The 22,748-nt window shown below is 39.1% G+C and carries 21 protein-coding genes, 2 tRNA genes and 1 other annotated feature; of the genes, 18 read left to right on the forward strand and 5 right to left on the reverse strand.

What is annotated here, in order from left to right:
* The coding region (locus ACWOEC_RS05430) for a nucleoside hydrolase (RefSeq protein WP_455306600.1) at positions 1-772 on the forward strand (772 nt) is incomplete at its 5' end.
* A gap of 55 nt (positions 773-827) precedes the next feature.
* Here ACWOEC_RS05430 and ACWOEC_RS05435 read toward each other — a convergent pair.
* A tRNA-Gln gene (locus ACWOEC_RS05435) sits at positions 828-899 on the reverse strand.
* A gap of 7 nt (positions 900-906) precedes the next feature.
* Positions 907-987: transfer RNA gene (locus ACWOEC_RS05440), tRNA-Tyr, on the reverse strand.
* Positions 988-1,350: 363 nt separating this feature from the next.
* Positions 1,351-1,584, forward strand: a binding site (T-box leader).
* Between the two features lie 53 nt (positions 1,585-1,637).
* On the opposite strand from ACWOEC_RS05440, the gene ACWOEC_RS05445 reads away from it, so the two are divergent.
* The 4 genes from ACWOEC_RS05445 to ACWOEC_RS05460 are packed head-to-tail and all read left to right on the forward strand — an operon-like array spanning position 1,638 to position 5,467.
* Positions 1,638-2,711: a methionine ABC transporter ATP-binding protein gene (locus ACWOEC_RS05445; protein ID WP_455306601.1), complete on the forward strand. Its 1,074-nt coding sequence runs from the start codon at positions 1,638-1,640 to the stop codon at positions 2,709-2,711.
* Position 2,712: 1 nt separating this feature from the next.
* Positions 2,713-3,396, forward strand: coding sequence for a methionine ABC transporter permease (locus tag ACWOEC_RS05450; protein WP_455306602.1), 684 nt, complete (start codon positions 2,713-2,715; stop codon positions 3,394-3,396).
* Between the two features lie 15 nt (positions 3,397-3,411).
* The gene (locus ACWOEC_RS05455; RefSeq protein ID WP_455306603.1) at positions 3,412-4,254 is read left to right on the forward strand and encodes a MetQ/NlpA family ABC transporter substrate-binding protein; all 843 of its coding nucleotides are present in this window, start codon (positions 3,412-3,414) and stop codon (positions 4,252-4,254) included.
* Positions 4,255-4,270: 16 nt separating this feature from the next.
* Complete coding sequence (locus ACWOEC_RS05460; RefSeq protein ID WP_455306604.1) at positions 4,271-5,467, forward strand: M20 family metallopeptidase; 1,197 nt, start codon at positions 4,271-4,273, stop codon at positions 5,465-5,467.
* 85 nt (positions 5,468-5,552) lie between these two features.
* On the opposite strand, the gene ACWOEC_RS05465 is transcribed toward ACWOEC_RS05460, so the two are convergent.
* Positions 5,553-6,332 (reverse strand): LysR family transcriptional regulator, encoded by a 780-nt coding sequence (locus ACWOEC_RS05465; RefSeq protein ID WP_455306605.1) that lies wholly within the window; start codon positions 6,330-6,332, stop codon positions 5,553-5,555.
* A gap of 109 nt (positions 6,333-6,441) precedes the next feature.
* Here ACWOEC_RS05465 and ACWOEC_RS05470 point away from each other — a divergent pair, with 109 nt between their 5' ends.
* From ACWOEC_RS05470 to ACWOEC_RS05485, 4 genes are all read left to right on the forward strand, one after another.
* Positions 6,442-6,951: a DUF4865 family protein gene (locus ACWOEC_RS05470; RefSeq protein ID WP_455306606.1), complete on the forward strand. Its 510-nt coding sequence runs from the start codon at positions 6,442-6,444 to the stop codon at positions 6,949-6,951.
* 140 nt (positions 6,952-7,091) lie between these two features.
* A complete protein-coding gene (locus ACWOEC_RS05475; protein ID WP_455306607.1) occupies positions 7,092-8,540 on the forward strand; it encodes a catalase in 1,449 nt (482 codons plus the stop codon).
* Positions 8,541-8,699: 159 nt separating this feature from the next.
* Positions 8,700-9,647: a S41 family peptidase gene (locus ACWOEC_RS05480; protein WP_455306608.1), complete on the forward strand. Its 948-nt coding sequence runs from the start codon at positions 8,700-8,702 to the stop codon at positions 9,645-9,647.
* A gap of 91 nt (positions 9,648-9,738) precedes the next feature.
* On the forward strand, positions 9,739-10,614 hold the full coding sequence (locus ACWOEC_RS05485) for a helix-turn-helix domain-containing protein (protein ID WP_455306609.1): 876 nt from the start codon (positions 9,739-9,741) through the stop codon (positions 10,612-10,614).
* A 136-nt stretch (positions 10,615-10,750) separates the two neighbouring features.
* On the opposite strand, the gene guaA is transcribed toward ACWOEC_RS05485, so the two are convergent.
* Complete coding sequence (guaA, locus tag ACWOEC_RS05490) at positions 10,751-12,316, reverse strand: glutamine-hydrolyzing GMP synthase (RefSeq protein WP_297079392.1); 1,566 nt, start codon at positions 12,314-12,316, stop codon at positions 10,751-10,753.
* A 98-nt stretch (positions 12,317-12,414) separates the two neighbouring features.
* Positions 12,415-13,338 (reverse strand): type I pantothenate kinase, encoded by a 924-nt coding sequence (gene coaA / locus ACWOEC_RS05495; protein ID WP_297079395.1) that lies wholly within the window; start codon positions 13,336-13,338, stop codon positions 12,415-12,417.
* A gap of 140 nt (positions 13,339-13,478) precedes the next feature.
* On the opposite strand from coaA, the gene ACWOEC_RS05500 reads away from it, so the two are divergent.
* From ACWOEC_RS05500 to ACWOEC_RS05540, 9 genes are all read left to right on the forward strand, one after another.
* On the forward strand, positions 13,479-14,081 hold the full coding sequence (locus tag ACWOEC_RS05500) for a class I SAM-dependent methyltransferase (protein WP_455306610.1): 603 nt from the start codon (positions 13,479-13,481) through the stop codon (positions 14,079-14,081).
* Between the two features lie 100 nt (positions 14,082-14,181).
* Positions 14,182-15,198, forward strand: coding sequence for a LacI family DNA-binding transcriptional regulator (locus ACWOEC_RS05505; RefSeq protein WP_455306611.1), 1,017 nt, complete (start codon positions 14,182-14,184; stop codon positions 15,196-15,198).
* A 134-nt stretch (positions 15,199-15,332) separates the two neighbouring features.
* Positions 15,333-16,634, forward strand: coding sequence for a pyrimidine-nucleoside phosphorylase (locus ACWOEC_RS05510; RefSeq protein ID WP_455306612.1), 1,302 nt, complete (start codon positions 15,333-15,335; stop codon positions 16,632-16,634).
* A 26-nt stretch (positions 16,635-16,660) separates the two neighbouring features.
* Entirely contained in the window at positions 16,661-17,323 is a 663-nt protein-coding gene (deoC, locus tag ACWOEC_RS05515; protein WP_455306613.1) for a deoxyribose-phosphate aldolase, read from the forward strand.
* A 13-nt stretch (positions 17,324-17,336) separates the two neighbouring features.
* A complete protein-coding gene (locus tag ACWOEC_RS05520; RefSeq protein ID WP_297079406.1) occupies positions 17,337-17,741 on the forward strand; it encodes a cytidine deaminase in 405 nt (134 codons plus the stop codon).
* 67 nt (positions 17,742-17,808) lie between these two features.
* Entirely contained in the window at positions 17,809-18,903 is a 1,095-nt protein-coding gene (locus tag ACWOEC_RS05525) for a BMP family lipoprotein (RefSeq protein WP_016186020.1), read from the forward strand.
* A 178-nt stretch (positions 18,904-19,081) separates the two neighbouring features.
* Entirely contained in the window at positions 19,082-20,617 is a 1,536-nt protein-coding gene (locus tag ACWOEC_RS05530) for an ABC transporter ATP-binding protein (RefSeq protein WP_455306656.1), read from the forward strand.
* Positions 20,610-21,761, forward strand: coding sequence for an ABC transporter permease (locus ACWOEC_RS05535; RefSeq protein WP_455306614.1), 1,152 nt, complete (start codon positions 20,610-20,612; stop codon positions 21,759-21,761). The genes ACWOEC_RS05530 and ACWOEC_RS05535 overlap by 8 nt, the downstream gene beginning before the upstream one ends.
* Positions 21,761-22,714, forward strand: a complete 954-nt coding sequence (locus tag ACWOEC_RS05540) for an ABC transporter permease (RefSeq protein ID WP_455306615.1) — start codon at positions 21,761-21,763, stop codon at positions 22,712-22,714. The genes ACWOEC_RS05535 and ACWOEC_RS05540 overlap by 1 nt, the downstream gene beginning before the upstream one ends.
* Positions 22,715-22,748 lie beyond the last annotated feature (34 nt).

Consider the following 22,748-nt stretch of genomic DNA (forward strand, 5'->3'; position numbering starts at 1 on the left):
CTACACAACCGCGGACACTCTTTCCCTACACGACGCTCTTCCGATCTGTGTGCCGTCTTCTTTTGAGCGTGTTCATGGGAAAAATGGAATTGGTGAGTATAGGTTAGATACACCTAAAACAAACCTGCAAACTCTGAATGCTTCTGAATTTTTGATTCACGCAGCAAGAACTTATCAAGAAGAATTGATTATCGTCACTTTAGGGCCACTGACAAATTTAGCGACCGCAATCAAAAACGCGCCTGAAGTAATGCAAAATGTTGGGAAAGTGGTCTGTATGGCAGGCGCGATCACGCTACTTGGAAATATTACTCCATTTGCTGAAGTGAACGTCTACAACGATCCAATGGCTGCAAAGCTTGTTTTCGAACAGATCGATACGACGCTTGTTGGTCTTGACGTCACGTTGCAGACGATGATCACCCAAACCGAACTTCAACGCTTTAATATCAATGAAAAAACCGGAGCATTCCTAGCGCATATCGCAGCGTATTATTATCAAAATGAATACGAAAGTCAAGAGTACGGGGGAGCTTTACATGATCCACTAGCGGTCGCGATTGCTCTAGATGAAAGTCTAGTCACAGAGACTTTTGCGATGAATCTTACAGTCGATACCAGTGGAATCGAAATTGGACGTATGACTGGAAATCTAGCAGAACTAAGAAGTACTCACAAGAGAACTACGGTATGTTTGGGGATCCAAGCAGACAAATTTGTCGAACGATTTATGAGTTCACTACTCGAATTTTCGGCTCATAATAACAAATAAATTAAAATTGAAATAACAAAAAAAGCATCGTAGATTTCTACGATGCTTTGACGTACTGGGGTAGCTGGATTCGAACCAACGCATGAGGGAGTCAAAGTCCCTTGCCTTACCGCTTGGCTATACCCCAATTAAAATGGAGGAGAGTGGATTCGAACCACTGAACCAAAAGGAACGGATTTACAGTCCGCCGCGTTTAGCCACTTCGCTACTCCTCCAAAACAGTACCTGAATAACAGGACTTATTCATAATACAATAACAATAAAAAAACGTCAACCCCGTTTGATACTTTTTTTGAAATTTGTGAAAGAATCGTAGAAAGTTCAAGCTAGATTCAAGTTTTAATGAACAATTGCGATGTTTTATACGGCTTTGAGTGCATAAATAAAAAAATAAATTATTTTAATGAATGAGCACATTAGAATTAAAATCGTTAGGAATCAAGTAGATTATCCGTTTTTTTCGCTTTTAAACGATATCTTTTATCTGTAATTTTTGTTATTAAATAAAAAAGGCGATTGACGAGTGTATTCAAATCCTGTAATGTTAGCCACAACAAATGACACACAAATTAAATAAATAGATTGCAAAGAAATGATAAGTACAAAAGGAAATCTTTTTTTAGAGAGTCTGGGTAGCTGAAAACAGATAAAGAGGAAGCTTTGGAAAATGGTCATGGAGCAATTCGTTGAAGCAAATGCGGGTAAACGACGGGTGTGACCGATAGATCACTAGAGTATGATAGTACTTGAAGAGGGAATAGGCGTGAGTGTATTCCAAATTAGAGGTGGTAACGCGAATTTTCGCCCTCAAACATTAGGATTAATGTTTGAGGGCTTTTTTTTATGCCAAAAAGGGGGAGCAAGTATGATTGAGTTAAAGCAAGTAGAAGTAGTATTTACCCAAAAGAAGAAACAAACAACTGCGGTAACAGGTGTTGATCTCAAAATAGAAAAAAAGGATATTTTCGGAATCGTGGGCTACTCTGGTGCAGGTAAAAGCACCTTGGTTCGCTTGATCAATCTATTGCAACGTCCAACAGCAGGTCAAGTAATTGTCGATGGAGTCGAGCTGACGGCAATCTCAGAACGTCGCTTACGTCAAGAGCGTAAACAAATTGGGATGATCTTTCAACATTTTAACTTATTTGAAGCGCGTACGGTTTTTGACAATGTGGCGTTTGCGCTACGCTACAGTGGATTAAATGCAAGTGCACGTAAAGTCAAAGTGGAACGGTTGCTTACACTTGTGGGTTTAGAAGATAAAGCCAAAGCTTACCCGAGTCAATTATCTGGTGGACAAAAACAACGGGTTGCGATTGCTCGAGCGTTGGCAAGTGATCCTAAAATCTTATTATGTGATGAAGCCACTAGTGCTCTAGATCCAAAAACGACATTGCAGATTTTAGCATTACTTAAAAAGCTAAATCAAGAACTGGATTTAACGATTGTATTGATCACCCATGAAATGCAAGTGGTCAAAGAAATTTGCAATAAAGTGGCGGTAATGGAAGATGGAAAAGTAATTGAACAAGGAAGCGCACTTGAGATCTTTAGCCGTCCTAAGACTGCTTTGACTAAAGACTTTATTCGTACCGCAACTCATATCGATCAAGCGCTAGGAACGATTTTAGATCATCCAGAATTTTCAAGTCTCTCTGCGAATGAATGGTTGGTTGAATTATCTTATGTTGGTGATCAAACAGAACAGCCGTTGATCGCACAACTCTTTAGCCGTTTTCAAGTCACCACCAATATCTTATATGGCAATGTCGAAATGATTCAAAATGTTGCACTGGGTACGATGATCGTGATTCTAACAGGAAACCTCAATCAAAAACATAAAGTATTTGAGTATTTGAAAAAACATCGCGTACAGGCCACATTACTAAAAGAAACATCAGCGACTGAACATAAACTTACTCTTGTAGGAGGCGCATAATATGTCAGATTTAGCACAACGATGGATACCAAATGTTTTAGCTAGCTCCGATGATTTTGTTACAGCAACCATTCAAACTCTTTATATGGTTTTTTGGACTGCTTTGGTGGCTGGGATTTTAGGGATTTTACTGGGTGTTGTTTTGGTTGTGATTCGACCAAAAGGGATCTTGGCGAATGTCTATCTTTACCAGATCTTAGACAAGGCGATCAATATCGTACGATCGATCCCCTTTATTATTTTATTAGCCTTACTTGCTGTAGTGACCCGTTTTATTGTCGGCACAACGATCGGTGAACAAGCGGCTTTAGTCCCTTTGATCATCGGGATTATTCCTTTTTATGCACGTCAAATCGAAAATGCCTTACTTGAAGTGGATTCAGGTGTTGTCGAAGCAGCTCAAGCTATGGGAACAAGCAAGATTGGGATTGTGTTTCGTGTCTATTTAGTGGAAGGATTGCCAAGTATTATCCGTGTTTCAGCCCTTACCATGATTAATGTGATTGGGTTAACGGCTATGGCTGGAGCAGTCGGAGCAGGTGGTCTAGGAAATCTAGCTATTACGAGAGGGTACAATCGTTTCCAAACCGATGTAACGATCGTGGCCACGTTATTGATTTTGATTTTAGTATTTATTAGTCAGTTTATTAGCAATGTTGTGATCAAAAAAATTAGTCATTCATAATTAGGGGGAGTTCGTATGAAAAAATTAGCATTAGGTGTATCACTTTTAGTTGCAGGAGTATTATTAGTGGGTTGTGGCAAACAGAGCGAATCCAAAGCAGCCAAAGCGGATGAAAATAAAGTCGTGAAATTAGGAGTCGTTGGAGACAATACGGATGTTTGGGATGATGTGAGTAAACGTCTCAAAGAAGAGGACCGGATTACCATCGAATATGTAAAATTTACCGATTATACTACACCAAATACGGCTTTAGCGGATAAATCCGTTGATCTCAATGCCTTCCAAACTGAAATTTTTCTAGATGCCTACAATGAAGAAGCCAAAACGGATCTTGTTCCCATTGGTTTGACAGTTATTGCACCATTAGGGATCTATTCAAATAAAATCAAAGATGTATCGGAATTGAAAAAAGGTGATACTGTGACGATTCCAAACGATGCAACAAACAATGGTCGGGCCCTATTGCTCTTACAGTCAGCTGGTGTATTGGCCGTAGATAAAAAAGCTGGTCAAACCCCTACTTTAGCCGATGTGACGAGTAATCCTTTAGCGCTTGATATCAAAGAAGTTGATGCGGCACAAACTGCACGTTCATTACCAGATGTGGATATTGCGATCATCAATAGTGGCATGGCTGTCGATGCAGGATTGACACCAAGTAAAGATGCTATCTATTTAGAACCAGTAAGTGAAGGTTCAAGACCTTATGTCAATGTGATCGCAGCACGTGCAGAGGATAAGGACAATGCAACATATAAAAAAATCGTTGAAGTTTACCAAACGGAACAAACGAAAAAAGTCATCGATGAGACATCAAAAGGTTCATCTAAAGCAGCTTGGGATGATTTTACTTTATAAAAAAGGAGCACATAACATGACAGTAAAAGTAGCGGAAACACAAGTAATCAAGGACTATATTCATACACGTTTAGCACACTATCAAGAATTGGCACTGGCGATTCACGACACACCAGAAGTCAGTAATTATGAGTTTTTTGCACAAAAAATATTGGTCAAGTTATTGGAAGAAGAAGGATTTACGGTCGAGTCTGATGTTGCTGGACATCGTACAGGATTTGATGCCCGCTATCAAGGGAAAAAGGCGGGTCCAACGTTAGTGTTCTTAGCAGAATATGATGCTTTACCGGGAATCGGTCATGCATGTGGGCATAATCTCTTTGGCATCACATCGATTTTAGCAGCAAGTTCGCTAAAACAGGTGATTGATGAAGTCGGTGGTGAAATTCGGGTCTATGGAACACCCGGGGAAGAAGGTGGCGAAAATGGCTCAGCAAAAGGCAGTTTTGTACGGGAAGGCTTTTTTAAAGATGTTGATGCAGCACTTTGTTGTCATCCAGGATACGGTTATCATACAACAGGACCAGGATTGGCTAACGATCCTGTCGATATAAAATTTTATGGTCGTGCCTCGCATGCCGCAGCTGCACCTGAAAAAGGGATCAACGCTTTAGATGCCGTGTTGCAAGTGTTTAATAGTATCAATGCATTACGTGAACATTTACCAAGTGATGTGAAAATTCATGGGATTATTACAGATGGTGGTGTCGCAGCTAATGTGGTACCAGAGTTTGCTTCAGCACGATTTTATTTACGCGCGTTGAGTCGTACGACATTAAACGAAGTCTACCAAAAAGTCGAAAATATCGTAAAGGGAGCCGCACTGGCAACAGGAACCACTTACGAATTTGGATTATTTCAAAATGCAGTTGATGATGTGATCATCACACCGAGTTTTGATCAGGTATTCTTTAAGCATTTACAAAATGAAGTATCGGATACTTCAGAGATACATACCAAAAAGCCGACTTCTTTTGGTTCTTCGGACGTGGGTAATGTGAGTCAAGTGATTCCGACGATCCAACCAGTAGTCTCGATTTCTGAAGAATACATCGCAGGGCACAGTATCGAGTTTAAGGCTGCTGCCCGTAGTGAAAAAGGTTTGGCGTCAATTGGTATTGGAGCAACATTATTGGCCCTAACTGCACTCGATTTAATTGAAGATCCTGCATTATTGGATGCGATTAAAGAAGAACATGCACGATTGATTTAGACAAAGAGTTATTGCTTTTGAAACACTATTTCTGCAGTTGTTAGGAGAGGTGATAGACGTTTGTCACCTCTCTTTTTTATGTTGGTCAAGGAAGTTTAAATTGCTTTCTTGTCTGCTGTAAAGCGTAGACATAAATCGTCGCTGTAAACGTGCAAGTTCGTGACGTGATAGGTTTAATATCGGGGATTTCTTCTATCAATGAAGTAGGTAATAAAGCGTTCATGTTTTCATGTTTTATCATACGCAAGATCATATCTAAAGTATCCACTTCAAGAATCTGAGCATTAGGATATTGCGTGATGTACTCAAGTATCGCTTTACGATAAGGACAGGTTGGTTCGCGATTTACGATAAACGTCCGTTCATGAAAAAGACCATCAGCCGTTTGTGATTGCGTAAAACATAGAGCTTCTTCCCATGTTTGAATAAGTTTCACAGCTGGATCAGTCAATGGCTGATTGATGAGAATAAAGTCTAACGTACCTGCAAGTAATCGCGTAGTCAGTGTCGAAATCGGCGCTGTAAAAATTGTATAGGTTGGATCAACAAATAACTTTTCCAAGTAACTATGAGCGATCGTTTGGGTAGCGCCAAGTAAGGTTTTTAGTGGTAGCTTTAGGAAATGTTCTTCGATTTCTAGGTACGCTGTAATCAACTTTTGCGCATAGGGAATAAATTCTTGTCCGGCACTTGTAAGATGCATGCCTTTATTGTTTCGTTCAAATAATCGCTGATCTATCTCTTCTTCTAGACATTTGATACGTTTACTGATATTTGATTGTGTGTAGCCCAAATTTTGAGCAGCTTGACTGACAGAATTCGTTTGTGCTACTTCGTAAAACATTTTAATGTCGTTTAGTTCCAAAATAGTTCCTGCTCTCTAATTATTCCAATTTGGAATAAACACATGATTTACAACCATTATACACATAAAAAAAAGACGCTGTATAATTCGATAAGAGAGGAGAGATACTATGAATGCGATGCAATATAAGATTACCTTACCAAACGATTACGATATGCAGATCATCAGAAATAGAGTAGCAGAGAATGGGATGAAAACAGATGGCTTTGAAGGGTTAGCACTAAAAGCCTATTTGATTATAGATCAAAAAGAGCGTAAAGAGTACGCGCCATTTTATTTATGGGAACATACAGAGGGCATGAATCGATTTATTTTTGAAGGATTCTACGACAATATTTTGACCTCATTTGGCTGGCAACATATCAACATCACGATCCCATTATGGACGGAGATTTCTAATAAAATCAAAGAAGCCCGTTATGTGATCGAGATCGAACAGGATATCAAACATACAAATAATATGCAAAAACCTCATTATTCATTACCTCATTTGGAATGCTTGGGTAAAGCAATAGTGTATAATCCAGATAAATGGAAATATGTCGAATTTTATTTTGTAAACGAACAACTAGAAGCATTAGGATATAATATATATGAGGTCTTGCACATCTCTAAATAGTTGAAAAACAAGCTAAACTCTTAGCTTGTTTTTTGTATAAAATAACATTTTAAAAATATTATTCGATTTTAAAAGGATTATCTTTGATGAAATATCCGATTTCAGGTACAGTTAAATTATAGCGAAAAGGAGGAATGTACATGGTAAAAGAATGGTTAACAACAGCAGATGGTGCTCCAGTCTACGACAATCAAAATTCAGCAACAGCAGGGGAATTTGGTCCAGTACTGATCCAAGATGTCCACTTGTTAGAAAAACTGGCTCATTTCAATCGTGAACGGGTACCTGAACGTGTCGTTCATGCAAAAGGTGCCGGAGCACATGGTGTATTTAAAGTGACGAATGATGTCTCAAAGTATACGAAGGCAAGTTTTTTATCTGAAGTCGGAAAAGAAACACCTTTATTTGCACGTTTTTCAACTGTAGCAGGTGAACTCGGTTCTGCCGATACAGTTCGTGATCCACGTGGGTTTGCGGTGAAGTTTTACACGGAAGATGGTAACTACGATATCGTAGGAAATAACACGCCAGTCTTTTTTGTAAGAGACCCTCTAAAATTCCCAGATTTCATCCACACACAAAAACGTGATCCACGAACACATCTAAAAAGCCCAGATGCAGTATGGGATTTTTGGTCATTATCCCCAGAATCTTTACACCAAGTGACGATTTTGATGAGTGATCGTGGAATCCCGGCTACGATGCGTCATATGCATGGTTATGGTAGCCATACGTTCTTATGGGTCAATGAAGCTGGTGAAAAAACCTGGGTCAAATATCATTTTAGAACCAATCAAGGTGTGAAAAATCTCGACGTCAAAGTAGCGGCAGAGCTTGCTGGGACCAATCCAGATTATCATATCGAAGACTTACACAATGCGATTGAAGCTGAAGATTATCCATCTTGGACCTTATGTGTACAATTGATTCCTTTTGAAGAAGCGCAAAAACGACCAGAATTATTGTTTGATGTGACCAAAACCGTTTCACAAAAAGAATTTCCATTAGTTGAAGTCGGCACGATGACCTTAAATCGCAATCCTGAAAACTACTTTACTGAAGTGGAACAAGTCGCGATGTCACCGGGGCATTTAGTACCAGGAATCGAAACCTCGCCAGATAAATTACTACAAGGACGCCTATTTGCGTATGGTGATGCACATCGCTACCGTGTTGGGGCGAACTACTCTCAAGTTCCGATCAATAAACCAGTCAGTCCAGTCAACAACAATCAAAAAGACGGATTTATGCGGATGGACAATGGTTCGACTTCAATCAATTATGAACCAAATAGCTTCAATGAAGTCAAAGAAAATCCAGCCGTCAAACCAGCGGGCTATGAAGTCCACGGTGAAATCGGGCATTATAGCTATGACCAAAACTTCTATAGTCAAGCAGGTGATTTGTATCGTTTGCAATCAGATGAGGCTAAAGAACGCTTGGTGCAAAACGTCGTCGATGCGATGACACCCGTTTCAAAAGACGACATCAAAAAACGTCAAATCTATCATTTCTACCAAGCCGATAAAGAGTATGGGACCAAAGTTGCTCAAGGTTTAGGCATGGAAGATGTGATCAAAGAGTTTTAATAAGAGTGGCTAAACGAGAGCTGAATCGATAATGATTCGTCTCTCGTTTTTTGTTCTTAAAAAAGTATCCATCAGTTTCAACTTAAGCCATTAGTCTGATTATTTTTATCAAAGGGTATGTTTTAATGCAGTTAGGGTATAAAAAGGGAGCTGACTGAAATGAAATGGTTGAAACGTTTGTTAATAAGTATCAGTATCGGAATTGTTTTGTTACTAGCGCTTATTTATATGTATGGTTACAAATTAAACATCTATCTTATGCCACCGTCCCCTCAAAAGTATGTAGCCGTTGCTTTAGAAAAAATGGAAGAATCGGGCATTTATAGTAATTCCAATACTTGGAAGAATATCAAAACCAAAACGCTGGCAAATACAAAGGGGATATCGAGCTATTCTGAAGCGATGCCTAGTCTTGAAGAAGCAATCAAAGTAGCAGGTGGCAAGCATTCGTTTATTGAGGCAGCACAAACTCAACTTGATCATTCTGAAAAATTTGAATCTAAAGCAGAAGTCGAACAAGAAACGCTATATCTAACTGTTCCAGAATTTACAGGTACACCAGCTGAAGCGAATGAATATGCCACTACATTAGCATCTGCTTTACAGCAAGATACTTATACAAATGTCATGATTGACTTACGTGGAAATCGAGGGGGCAATATGACACCGATGATCCTTGGCTTATCATCACTCTTACCAGACGGAAAGTTGTTTGATTATATCGATAAAGAGCAAAACACAAAGTCTGTGGACTTATCTAATGGAAAGTTAAACAGTGGTGGCACAACAATTGAGTTAAAGAATATAGAAAAAATAAACAATAAGTCGATTGCCGTATTGATCGATGAAAATACCGGAAGTTCGGGTGAACTAACGGCAATTTGTTTTAAGGGCTTACCGAATGTGAAATTTTTTGGGTCAAATTCTGCAGGCTATACCTCTGCTAATCAAGAAGTTTATTTATATGACGGCGCGAGGATGCAATTGACGACCGCGTTTATCAGAGATCGAAATGGTAACGTTTACCAAAATGATCCAATTCGTCCAGATGTTCATACTACTGAAAGTAAAGAAGTAGCTTTGACGTGGTTAAACCATAAACTTTAAAATTTTTCTACTGTAAATCATCAAAAAAGACTTATACATCAATGTGCACGTAATAAGTGCGGTACTTTTTGAGCATGCTATGAGAAAATAAATGCAAATAAAAAACGAGGTGATTAGGATGCATATAGGTAAAAATATTGCAATCTATCGAAAAAAGAACCATTTAACTCAAGAAGAATTAGCTAAAAAATTATCGATTACTCGACAATCTGTTTCGAAATGGGAAAATGAAGAAACCTTACCTAGTATTGACAACTTGGTGACATTGAGTGGTCTTTTGGATATTTCTTTAGATGAACTCATTACAGGTGAAGCTTACCTTCATTTTCCATTGAAGTACGGAGTGATCCAACATCGGAAACTCTTATATCTGTTTTTACTTTCTCCTACATTTATTGCGATTTTGATTGTTTTAAATGCGTTTACAAATTTTAGTGAAAACTATTTTTATTTAGTTATCGCTTTTTTTATGCAACCCATCTTATATTCTGCGTTTGTGTACCTATTCCCATTGAAAAAAAGCCGACTTTATACTCATTGGACACTGACAAAAAAAGGCATTGACGTGCCTATTTACAAGGTGAATTTTTGGACTGAGTTATGGTTGCCTATCAAAGAATTAATAAATCGACAAACGAAATTTATTCCTTTTAATGAAATTGAGTATTTGAGTTTAGAAATTGATGCTTTTCGTATAGATCCTAACGTAGGTGTTGGTTTTAACGGGTATTTTGTTCGCAATATTTCGATAATGAATGAAGCTTTTGAGTTAGTAATCACTACTAAGCAAGGAGAAAAATATAAATTAGATTTAACAGGATACTATTTTACAGATGGCAAAGAGCGTCAACTACTGTATTCGATTCTGCTATTTTTAAAGCGTAAACAAATTCCCATTCACGATCCACAACATTTATTGCCTTTAATCAAAGAACGAAAATCTGTAGTTGATACACTCTATGTTTAAGATATTCCTTGTAGTGAGTTAAATCTGCTATAACAGTGTATGTTTAAGCAATAAAAAAATAACCTCTATCAAAAATTCGATAGAGGCTATTATTTGTTTTAAATCTGACAAGTCATAAAACATAGTTTAGATATTTTTATTCCCACTCAACAGTTGCTGGTGGTTTACTTGTAATATCGTACACGATGCGGTTGACGTGTGCGACTTCGTTTACAATACGTACTGAGATTTTTTGTAACACATCCCAAGGGATACGTGCAAAGTCTGCTGTCATCCCATCGATCGATGTTACAGCACGGATACCGACAGTATAATCATACGTACGGCCATCGCCCATTACGCCGACACTGCGAATGCCTGGTAAAACAGTGAAGTATTGCCAGATGTCACGGTCTAAACCAGCATTGACGATTTCTTCGCGTAAGATCGCATCTGATTCGCGCACGATCTCTAATTTTTCTTCGGTTAATTCACCTAAAACACGAATACCTAGACCTGGTCCAGGGAATGGTTGGCGCCATACGATGCTGTCTGGCATGCCAAGTTCCGTTCCTAATGCGCGAACTTCGTCTTTGAATAGGGTATTTAATGGTTCGATCAATTCAAATTGCATGTCTTCAGGAAGACCACCTACGTTATGGTGTGATTTGATTGTTTGTGCTGTTTCCGTACCGGATTCGATCACGTCGGTGTAAAGTGTTCCTTGTGCTAAGAAAGAAACGCCTTCTTCACCAGCAAGTTTTGTTGCTTCATCATCAAATAAGTAAACAAACTCGTTTCCGATGATTTTACGTTTTTGTTCTGGATCCGAAACACCAGCTAGTTTATCCATAAAACGTTTTTTAGCATCAACTTTAATAATGTTTAAGCCGAATTTTCCGCCTAGACTTTCCATTACTTGTTCTGCTTCTCCTTTACGTAATAGACCATGGTCTACAAAGATCGACGTTAATTGATCACCGATCGCTTTTTGTAATAAGACGCCGACAACACTTGAATCCACTCCACCAGATAGGCCAAGTAAAACTTTTTTGTCGCCAACTTTTTCACGGATTGCTTTAACTTGCATCTCGATAAAGTTTTCCATGCTCCAGTCTGCGCTACATTGACATACGTCTAAGGCAAAGTGACGAAGTAAATCATTTCCATATTCTGAGTGACGAACTTCCGGATGGAATTGAACGCCGTACATTTTGCGGGCTGCATTTTCGATCGACGCGATTGGGCAATCATTACTTGTAGCAACGACTTCAAAGTCTGTCGGTGCTTGGGTAACTAAATCGCCGTGACTCATCCAAACGGTTTGCGTTTGTGGTGTGCTTGCAAAAAGTGCTGCTTTAGCATCAGTGATCTCAAGTTGGGCTTTTCCGTATTCTTTGTTTTTTGCAGGTTCTACTTTTCCGCCTAAACGGTGAGTCATCAGCTGCATTCCATAACAAATACCTAATACTGGGATGCCTAGATCAAAGATTTTTTCATCGATTCCAAAAGAACCTTCGTCATAAACTGAATTTGGTCCACCAGAAAGAATGATTCCTTTTGGATTCATCGCTTTCACTTCTTCAGCGGTGATGCGGTGGCTTAGTAATTCAGAGAAAACTCCAAATTCACGGATACGGCGAGTGATCAATTGATTGTATTGGCTACCGTAGTCCAATACGATGATTTTTTCAACGTTTGGCATGTTGTCAACGTTCGTCACGATTATTACCCCTATTCTTTAACAAATTTTGTAGTACAATATTTTATCCTCTATCATAAAGGAGGAAGCTCGATTTTGCAAAAGCTATTTACGATTTATTAATATTTTCTTAGATGAACTTCATCTATTGTATGCTTCAAGGTTTTATGCAAGATAATATCCGCGCGGCTTCTTGTTGGTAAAATATATTCAGTCAAGTTGACCAAGTTGATGGTTTTCCAAACATTTTTTGCTACTTTGAGCGCATCTTTACGATTACCAGTGGCTAGATTGTAATAATAGTTCGATGGATCTTGAAATGCGGTATCGAGTAACGATTCAAAACGTTCCAAATACCATTTTTCAATCAATTCGGGATTTGCGTCGACAAAAATCGAAAAATCAAAAAAATCACTGACATAGATTTGTTCATTTGCTGGAAGTTGTAAGGTATTGATCCCTTCAACGATCAAAATATCTGGGCGATCAATGATCTCGACTTCATCGTCGATAATATCGTAGACGCTGTGCGAATACATCGGAATCTCGATATTTGGTTTACCAGATTTGACTTCATCTAAAAAGTGGATCAACTTTTGCATGTCATAACTTTCTGGAAATCCTTTACGATTCATAATGCCACGTTCTTCTAATACTTTATTTGGATGCAAAAAGCCATCTGTTGTGATCAATTGGACTTTGCGTCTTGAAAACAAGCGATCGAGTAAGGTTTGTAAGACACGCGCTGTCGTGCTTTTTCCAACAGCTACACTACCGGCGATTCCGATAATAAACGGAGGCATTTTTTCATAGCGGTGTAAAAATAGTCCTTTACTCAAAGTAAGCGATTCAAATTCCTTCATATATAAATGGATTAAATGACAAAGTGGGATGTAGATATCTTCTACATCTTGCATCGAGATGCGGTCATTCAAACTTTTGATGCTATCTAATTCTTCTTGGGTCAAAGGGGTGTGTCCTTTGCGGTAAAATCCTTGCCATTCTGAGCGAGGGATTTGATAATAATTGGTCATTTCCTTCATAAGAAAGCTCCTTTGTTTAGTCTCAAGTAGTGTACCATAAAATCACTAGAAAGCGCAGAAGTCGAGTTATTTTTGGCTAGAGAGTTTACAAGTGCGTAAAATTTAGTATGATAGGAACAAAGACTTAAAGGAGTACGAAGATGAGTAATCACTATTACACAAAGAATCCCGATCTTGACCATCAGTTTTCGGAATTTACATTTGAACTAAAAGGGCACACGTTTCGTTTTTTAACCGATAGTGGTGTCTTTTCAAAATCAACGATCGATTATGGTTCGCGCGTATTGATCGATGCCTTTTCTGATCAAGACTTACCAGAGGGCAAGATCTTAGACGTCGGTTGTGGTTATGGTCCAATCGGATTAACATTAGCTAAAACGACTGATCGAACGGTTGAAATGATCGATATCAATGAGCGCGCAGTCGAGCTTGCACAAAAAAATGCACAGAACAATCACATTGCAAACGTGGATATTCATCCCTCTTATTTATATGAGAAGCTAAATGATACCCAATATGCAGCAATTGTGAGTAATCCGCCGATTCGTGCAGGTAAACAAGTTGTACACCAGATTTTAACTGACGCGCATGCGTTACTAAAATCAAAGGGTACTTTGACGGCCGTGATCCAAAAGAAACAAGGTGCGCCAAGTGCGAAAAAACGCATGGAAGAAGTCTTTGGTAATGCTGAAGTTATCGCCAAAGACAAAGGATATTTTATTATCCAAAGTACAAAAATATAAAGTATTCAGGACCGCGATTTAGCGATCCTGTTTTTGGTTTACCACTAGAAAGCGTTTACTAAATTTGGTAAACTAAAGAAAAAGCTGAGGGGGGCTCATTGTGAAGTTAACGATTCGACAAATTGCGGAACTTGCAGGTGTTTCGGTCACGACTGTATCGCAAATTTTAAACAACAAAGGAAGTCGCTTTAGTGAAGAGACGAGACGTAAAGTTTTAACAATCGTGGATGAATATCATTACCGACCAGATTTTTTTGCTTCCAATTTGATTAAGCGTCACTCGAAAACGATTGGGATGATCGTACCAGATGTGACAGATTCTTTTTTCTCAAAAATCGTTGAAGGTGTCGAGCAATATATCAATCCATTAGGCTATATGTTGATTTTGTGTAATTCAAGGCAAAGTTTACAAAAAGAACTGAAGTGTTTAGATGATCTAGCGCATCGAGCTGTCGATGGAATCTTACTAGCGACTCCACACATGTTACCAGAAGAATACAATTTAAACAGTGCATTTGCCAAACGCACACCGATGATTTTGATTGATCGAGGAATCAATCAACGGGATTCAGGCCGTTTGATCATCAAAGAATATGAAGGATCTTATTTGGCGGTCAAATATTTGATCCAACAAGGACACCGACATATCGGAATCTTAAAAGAAAATACTGGGTATTACCAATTAGAAGAACGCTTCAATGGCTATCGTTTAGCATTAAAAGATGCAGATATCCCATTTCGTAAACAATATGTCGTAAGCAACGAACTTACGATCTTAGGTGGGTATTTAGCAGCTAAAGAACTATTGTACCGAAAAGAAATCACCGCTATTTTCTGTGGTAATGATCTAATGGCGATGGGGTGCTATAAGGCGATCCACGAATCCGGACGAAAAGTACCAGATGACATCTCAGTGATAGGTTTTGACGGAATCCAGTTTACAGAGTATATGAGTCCACCACTAACTACGGTAGCGCAACCAACTTTTGATATTGGCTTTACAGCAGCTAAGTTTTTAGTTGATGCAATCGAGTTTCCTAAACATCGAGTGCCAAATAAAATTTTTGATACAAAATTAATTATTCGTGAGAGCGTGAAACCATTGACAACTGGTTGATCGCCTTGTATAATCAACAATGTAAAGGCTTTCAATATATTTGTTATTTTTAGTAAACTGTTTTACTAAAGTGGTTTACTAGTGATGATTTTAATGTATAATAAAGCTAAGTTAAGGAAGCGAGGTTCTTATCTATGCGCATGGTCGATTTAATCGAAAAGAAACGTGAAGGACAAAGTTTATCGAAACAAGAGATTGAATTTATTATTTCGGAATACACGAACAATCACATTCCTGACTATCAAATGAGTGCACTCTTGATGGCGATCTTTTTCAAAGATATGACGGACGAAGAAATCACACATTTAACGCTAGCGATGGCAAATTCAGGAGAAGTCATGGATCTTTCATCGATTGAAGGCATTAAAGTCGACAAGCATTCGACTGGTGGTGTTGGGGATACAACGACATTGATTTTAGCTCCACTTGTCGCAAGCGTCGATGTTCCAGTAGCAAAAATGTCTGGTCGTGGTCTAGGTTACACGGGAGGTACGCTTGATAAATTAGAAGCGATCCCTGGATTTAAAATCGAAGTATCCGAAGCACAATTTGTAGATCTAGTAAATGAAAGTAAAGTAGCCGTTATTGGCCAATCTGGTGATTTAGCCCCTGCAGACAAAAAACTCTATGCTTTGCGTGATGTGACAGCTACAGTAGATTCGATTCCGTTGATCGCAAGTTCAATTATGAGTAAAAAAATCGCAGCTGGTGCGGATGCAATCGTGTTAGATGTAACGACAGGTGACGGTGCCTTTATGAAAAACTTAGAGGATGCTAGACGCTTAGCCCATACGATGGTACGCATCGGAGCATTGGCCAATCGTCAAACGATGGCAGTCATCTCAGATATGTCTCAACCTTTAGGTGAAGCGATCGGAAACAGTCTAGAAGTTGTAGAAGCGATTGAAACCTTGCAAGGAAAAGGACCAGAAGATTTAGAGGAAATGTGTTACGTACTTGGTAGCCAAATGGTCGTATTAGCGAAAAAAGCCGATACACTCGAAGAAGCGCGTGAGTTATTGAAAGAAGCGCTTGAAAGTGGTCGAGCCTTAGAAAAATTCAAAGAGATGATCAAAAATCAAGGCGGCGATCCAAGTATCGTAGATGAACCTGAAAAATTATTGACTGCACGCTATGAAATCGCACTCCCTGCTAAACGCACAGGAGTCATTCAAAAAATGACAGCCAATGAATTGGGGATCGCAGCCATGATGTTAGGTGCAGGACGTCAAACAAAAGAAGATGAAATCGACCATGCAGTAGGATTGAAGCTTCACAAAAAAGTTGGCGAAGCCGTTTCAGAAGGCGACATCTTACTGACGATCTTTAGCAACACTGAAGACGTTGAAGAAGTCATCGCATTGATTCAAGAAAACATCACGATCGGAGAAAATGGAGAAGAACCTCCATTGATCCATGAAGTGATCACTGAATAATGAACAGAAATGAGGAGCAAGTAACCATGGAATTAAATCGAATGATCGACCATACTATTTTAAAAGCAGATGCCACTAAAGAAGTGGTACAACGAATTATTGACGAAGCGAAAAAACATCGCTTTTACTCAGTTTGTGTGAATCCAACTTGGGTAGCCTTTGCAGCTGAGCAATTAAAGAACGAACCGGTTGCGGTTTGTACGGTGATTGGTTTTCCTTTAGGAGCAAATACTCCAGCAACAAAAGCATTTGAAACAACGGATGCCATCAAAAATGGTGCTGATGAAGTCGATATGGTGATCAATATCGGCGCTTTAAAAAGCGGCATGTTAAACCTTGTGGAAGAAGATATCAAAGCAGTTGTTAAAGCAGCTAAAGATCGAGCTTTAGTGAAAGTAATCATCGAAACAGCACTATTAACGGATGAAGAAATCGTGAAAGCTTGTGAACTAGCGAAAAAAGCAGGAGCAGATTTTGTTAAAACATCTACTGGTTTTTCAACTGGTGGTGCAAAAGTGGATCATGTTCGCTTGATGCGTACGACAGTTGGTCCTGAAATGGGTGTCAAAGCTTCTGGTGGAATCCACAGTGAAGCAGATGCGCTAGCGTTAGTCGAAGCAGGAGCAACTCGTCTAGGAACAAGCGCAAGTATTGCCATTATCTCTGGTCAAACTGGAGTCGGCTACTAAAGGAGTGAACAATATGGCAACAGCAAAACAAGAATGGATCGATATCGCCACAAAAGCGTTAGATAAAGCCTATGTTCCATATTCACATTTTCCAGTCGGTGCTTGTCTAGTTACAAAAGAGGGTACGACGTATCAAGGATTAAACATCGAAAATGCATCTTTTGGATTGACCAATTGCGCAGAACGCACTGCGATTTTTAAAGCAGTATCTGAAGGTGAGCGCGAATTTCAACATTTAGTTGTAGCTGGTCATACACCAGATCCGATCTCACCATGTGGTGCTTGTCGTCAAGTGATTTCTGAATTTTGTGCACCAGATATGCCGGTTACGTTGATCGGTGATGATGGTGTTCAAAAAGAGATGACTGTCGAAGAATTATTACCATACTTTTTTACCGATAAAGATTTAAACGTGTAACTCATGTTCATTCGGTCGTTTACGACTTTTGAAAATAAAAAAACTATTTATAGGGGGCTTTACAGCAATGAAAAAAGCAAAATTATTTGGTTTAGGCGTAGTCGCACTTTCAAGTACTCTACTATTAGCAGCATGTGGAAGTAAAAGCGATGATTCATCAAAAGACAGTAGCAAGACAGATAACCACAGCGTAGCGTTAGTAACAGATATCGGTGGAGTAGATGACCGTTCATTTAACCAGTCTGCATGGGAAGGTTTGCAAGAATGGGGTAAAAAACATGATATGAAAAAAGGTACTGGAGGCTATGATTATATCCAATCAAACGACGCTTCTCAGTATACAACAAACGTAAATAGTGCTGTACAAAATGGCTTTAAAACAATCTTTGGTATTGGTTACTTATTAGCTCCTTCTATTAAAGAAGCAGCAGCACAAAATGCAAATGTTAACTTTGCGATCATCGATGACGTTGTAGAAGCAGATAACGTAGTTTCAGCAACATTTAAAGATAACGAAGCAGCTTACTTAGCAGGTGTTGCAGCAGCTGAAACAACAACAACAAATAAAGTTGGGTTTATCGGTGGTGAAGAAGGTGCCGTAATCGACCGTTTCCAAGCTGGTTTTGAAAAAGGTGTTGAAGATACTGCGAAAAAATTAGGTAAAGAAGTAACAGTCGACGTACAATATGCTGGATCATTTGGTGACCCTGCTAAAGGAAAAGCATTAGCAGCTTCAATGTACCAAAATAACGCAGACATCATTTACCATGCTTCAGGTGGTACTGGTGCTGGTGTGTTCCAAGAAGCGAAGGCAATCGATGAGCAATTAACTGAATCAGAACTTGCAACAAAACAAGTTTGGGTTATCGGTGTGGATAGCGATCAACAAGACGAAGGTAAATTCAAAACAAAAGATGGTAAAGAAGCAAACTTTACTTTGACATCAACACTTAAAGGTGTAGGTGCTGCGGTAGAAGATATTTCAACTCGTGCTTTAGATGACAAATTCCCTGGTGGACAACACTTAGAATATGGCCTAAAAGATGGTGGTGTAAGCATCACTGACGGTTACTTATCAGATGCAGCGAAAAAAGCAATCGATGAAGCGAAACAAGAAATCATCGATGGCAAAATCACTATCCCAGAAGCTCCAGAAAAATAATTCAACATTCAGAGGTGGTCAGGCGAATCAGATCGCCTCTGTTCTTGGTTTTTTTACGAAAGGAGAAGCATGTCTTCTCTTTTGGTAAGGAAATCCTTCCTTTAGTTGACACAAATAACCGCAGAAAATAAGTAAGGATGTGAATAAAGTGGCCCAAGAGCAAAATTATGTCATTGAGATGCGTCACATTACGAAGCAATTTGGTACCTTTAAAGCCAATGATGACATTAATCTGCAGCTACGAAAAGGAGAGATCCACGCATTATTAGGTGAAAATGGTGCGGGTAAATCGACGCTGATGAACATGTTGTCTGGTATTTTGGAACCAACCTCAGGCGAAATTTTATTGAATGGAAAAGAAGTTAACATTTCAAGTCCGACAGTAGCCAATCGCTTGGGTATTGGGATGGTGTATCAGCATTTTATGTTAGTGGATGCTTTTACAGTAACAGAAAACATTATTTTAGGTAGTGAAAAAACGCATTTTGGTATGTTAAACAAAAAAGATGCACGTGCTGAAATCGAACAAGTTTCAAAACAATATGGTCTTTCTGTTGATCCTGATGCTTTAGTTCGCGATATTTCAGTCGGAATGCAACAACGGGTTGAGATTTTAAAAACATTGTATCGTGGTGCCGATGTGTTGATCTTTGATGAACCTACTGCTGTATTAACACCACAAGAAATCGAAGAATTGATTGTGATCATGAAAGAATTAGTTAAAGAAGGCAAATCGATTATTATCATTACGCATAAATTAGACGAGATCAAAGCAGTAGCTGATCGTTGTTCAGTTATCCGTCGTGGTAAGAGTATCGGAACTGTTGATGTAAAAGACGTAACCTCACAACAACTAGCAGATATGATGGTTGGACGTGCGGTATCGTTTAAAACAGCGAAAAAAGAAGCAAGACCACAAGAAGTTGTTTTGAGTGTCGAAAATCTTGTCGTTAAAGAAAATCGTGGACTAGAAGCAGTCAAAGACTTAAGTTTAGAAGTTCGTGCAGGAGAAGTATTAGGGATCGCCGGGATCGATGGTAACGGTCAATCTGAATTACTTCAAGCCTTGACTGGATTACGGAAAGTCGAAAGTGGCGAGATCAAATTAAATGGAGAATCGCTTACTAATTTGTCTCCGCGTAAAATTACAGAAGCTGGTGTCGGTAACGTCCCTGAAGACCGCCACAAATATGGCTTGGTTTTAGAGATGTCTTTAGCCGAAAATATCGGGATCCAAACTTACTATCAAGAACCTTATAGTAAAATGGGCGTGCTAAATTATGGTGAGATCAACGAACACGCGCGTGATTTGATCCAAGAATTCGACGTGCGAACAGTAAGTGAACTTGTCCCAGCAAGTGCATTATCTGGTGGGAACCAACAAAAAGCCATTATCGCACGTGAGGTAGATCGTAATCCTGATCTATTAATCGTAGCCAATCCGACACGTGGGTTAGACGTAGGGGCAATCGAGTTTATCCACAAACGTTTGATCGAGCAACGCGATAAGATGAAAGCTGTTTTACTTGTTAGTTTTGAACTAGAAGAGATTTTAAATGTTTCTGATCGAATCGCCGTGATCCACGCTGGTAAAATCGTAGGTATCGTTGATCCAAAAGAAACATCAGAAAAAGAATTAGGGTTGTTGATGGCAGGATATTCATTAGAAGAAGCCAGAAAAGAGCTAGCTGAGGTAGGTGAGACTGTTGAATAATCGAGCGGAAAAAATTAGAAATCTGTCGGTTCCGATCATTGCGGTTATCTTGGGATTCCTTCTAGGTGGCTTGATCATGTTGATCTTTGGGTATAATCCAGTGACTGGATACCAGACAATGTTTCGAACTGTATTTGTAGATATGCAGTCTGGTGGGATCAATGCCAGAAATATCGGAGAAGTATTTGTAACCGCAGCGCCGTTGATTTTTACAGGTCTTGGGTTTGCAGTCGCCAATTCGGCTGGATTTTTCAATATCGGGCTTTCAGGCCAAGCGCTTTGTGGATGGGTTGCTAGTATTTGGGTAGCGTTATCGATGCCAGAAGCACCAGCAATCGTCGTATTACCAGCAGCGGTAATCGCAGGGGTGGTAGCAGGAGCAATTGCTGCAGCGATTCCAGGGATTTTACGTGCATTCTTTGGCACGAGTGAAGTAATCGTAACCATTATGATGAACTATATTTTATTATACGTTAGTACACATATCGTAAACAACGTGATGAGTCCAGATATTATTTCAACTAAAGGGGTAACAAAGACGATTTCAAGTAGTGCCTCTTTGCAAACAAGTTTTTTATCTAATTTAACCAATGGTTCACGTCTAAACTTAGGAATCTTCTTTGCTATCCTATTTTTAGTATTGATTTGGTTCTTAATGAAGAAAACGACATTAGGATTTGAAATCCGTTCAGTAGGATTGAATCCATTTGCTTCAGAATATGCAGGAATGAGCAGTAAACGTACAATCATTATTTCGATGGTGATTTCAGGAGCACTTGCAGGATTTGGTGGAGTGGTTCAAGGTCTTGGAACATTCAACAACTTCTTTGTTCAAGGATCATCATTAAGTATCGGATTTGATGGAATGGCCGTATCGTTATTAGGTGGCGGTAGTTCGATCGGGATTTTCTTAGCTGCTATTTTATTTAGTATCTTAAAACTTGGTGGACAAGGAATGCAGTTTGCAGGTATTCCATCTGAATTAGTCGATGTAGATATTGCGATCATTATCTTCTTTATCGGAATTAGCTATGTCATCCGTTTTGTTTTAGCAAAATTCTTCCAAGGTAAAAAAGAAGTGGTTGTTGTAAATGAAATTGAAACCAAACCAGACGATGAATCACAGGAAGGGGGTACGATCTGATGAGTATCAATGAGATTGCATCAATTGTAACCCAGACATTGATTTATGCCGCACCGCTGATCTTAACAGCATTGGGCGGAATCTTTTCAGAGCGTAGCGGGATCGTAAACGTAGGTCTTGAAGGAATTATGGTAATGGGTGCGTTTAGCTCAATTATCTTTAATTTAACGTTTGCGGATCAATTTGGTAGTTGGACACCGTGGTTAGCCATGTTATGCGGTGGACTTGTCGGAATGATTTTCTCAGTGTTACATGCGGTAGCGACCATCAATTTCCGTGCTGATCATATCATTAGTGGTACTGTATTGAACTTGATGGCTCCAGCTTTAGCAGTCTTTTTAGTTAAAGTAATCTATAGTAAGGGGCAAACGGATAATATTACACAAATCTTTGGATATTATACGTTCCCAGTGTTAAGTGACATTCCAGTAATCGGAAAAATCTTTTTCACCAATACGACGTTACCTGCATACTTTGCAATTTTAGTAGCAGTATTGGGTTGGTTTATCATCTTTAAAACAAAATTTGGATTACGCTTGCGTTCTGTGGGTGAACATCCACAAGCGGCAGACACTTTAGGGATTAACGTATATGCGATGCGCTACTCAGGTGTATTGTTATCAGGATTTTTAGGTGGTATGGGTGGAGCATTGTTCGCTCAATCGATCTCAGGACGTTTTGCGGTAACGACGATCTCAGGACAAGGTTTCATTTCATTAGCTGCCTTGATCTTTGGTAAATGGAATCCACTTGGTGCAATGGGAGCCGCGATCTTCTTTGGTTTCGCACAAAACTTGAGTATCGCTGGACGCAACATTCCAGTCATCAATTCGATTCCAGATGTGTATTTACAAATCACGCCATATGTTTTAACGATTATCGTTCTAGTTATTTTCTTAGGAAAAGCTTCAGGACCAAAAGCAAATGGTCGCAACTATATTAAATCTAAATAAGGTATCTAAAAGGGGTGAGAGGAAGGAGCGCAGT

The sequence above is a fragment of the Enterococcus bulliens genome (genome assembly GCF_053761865.1).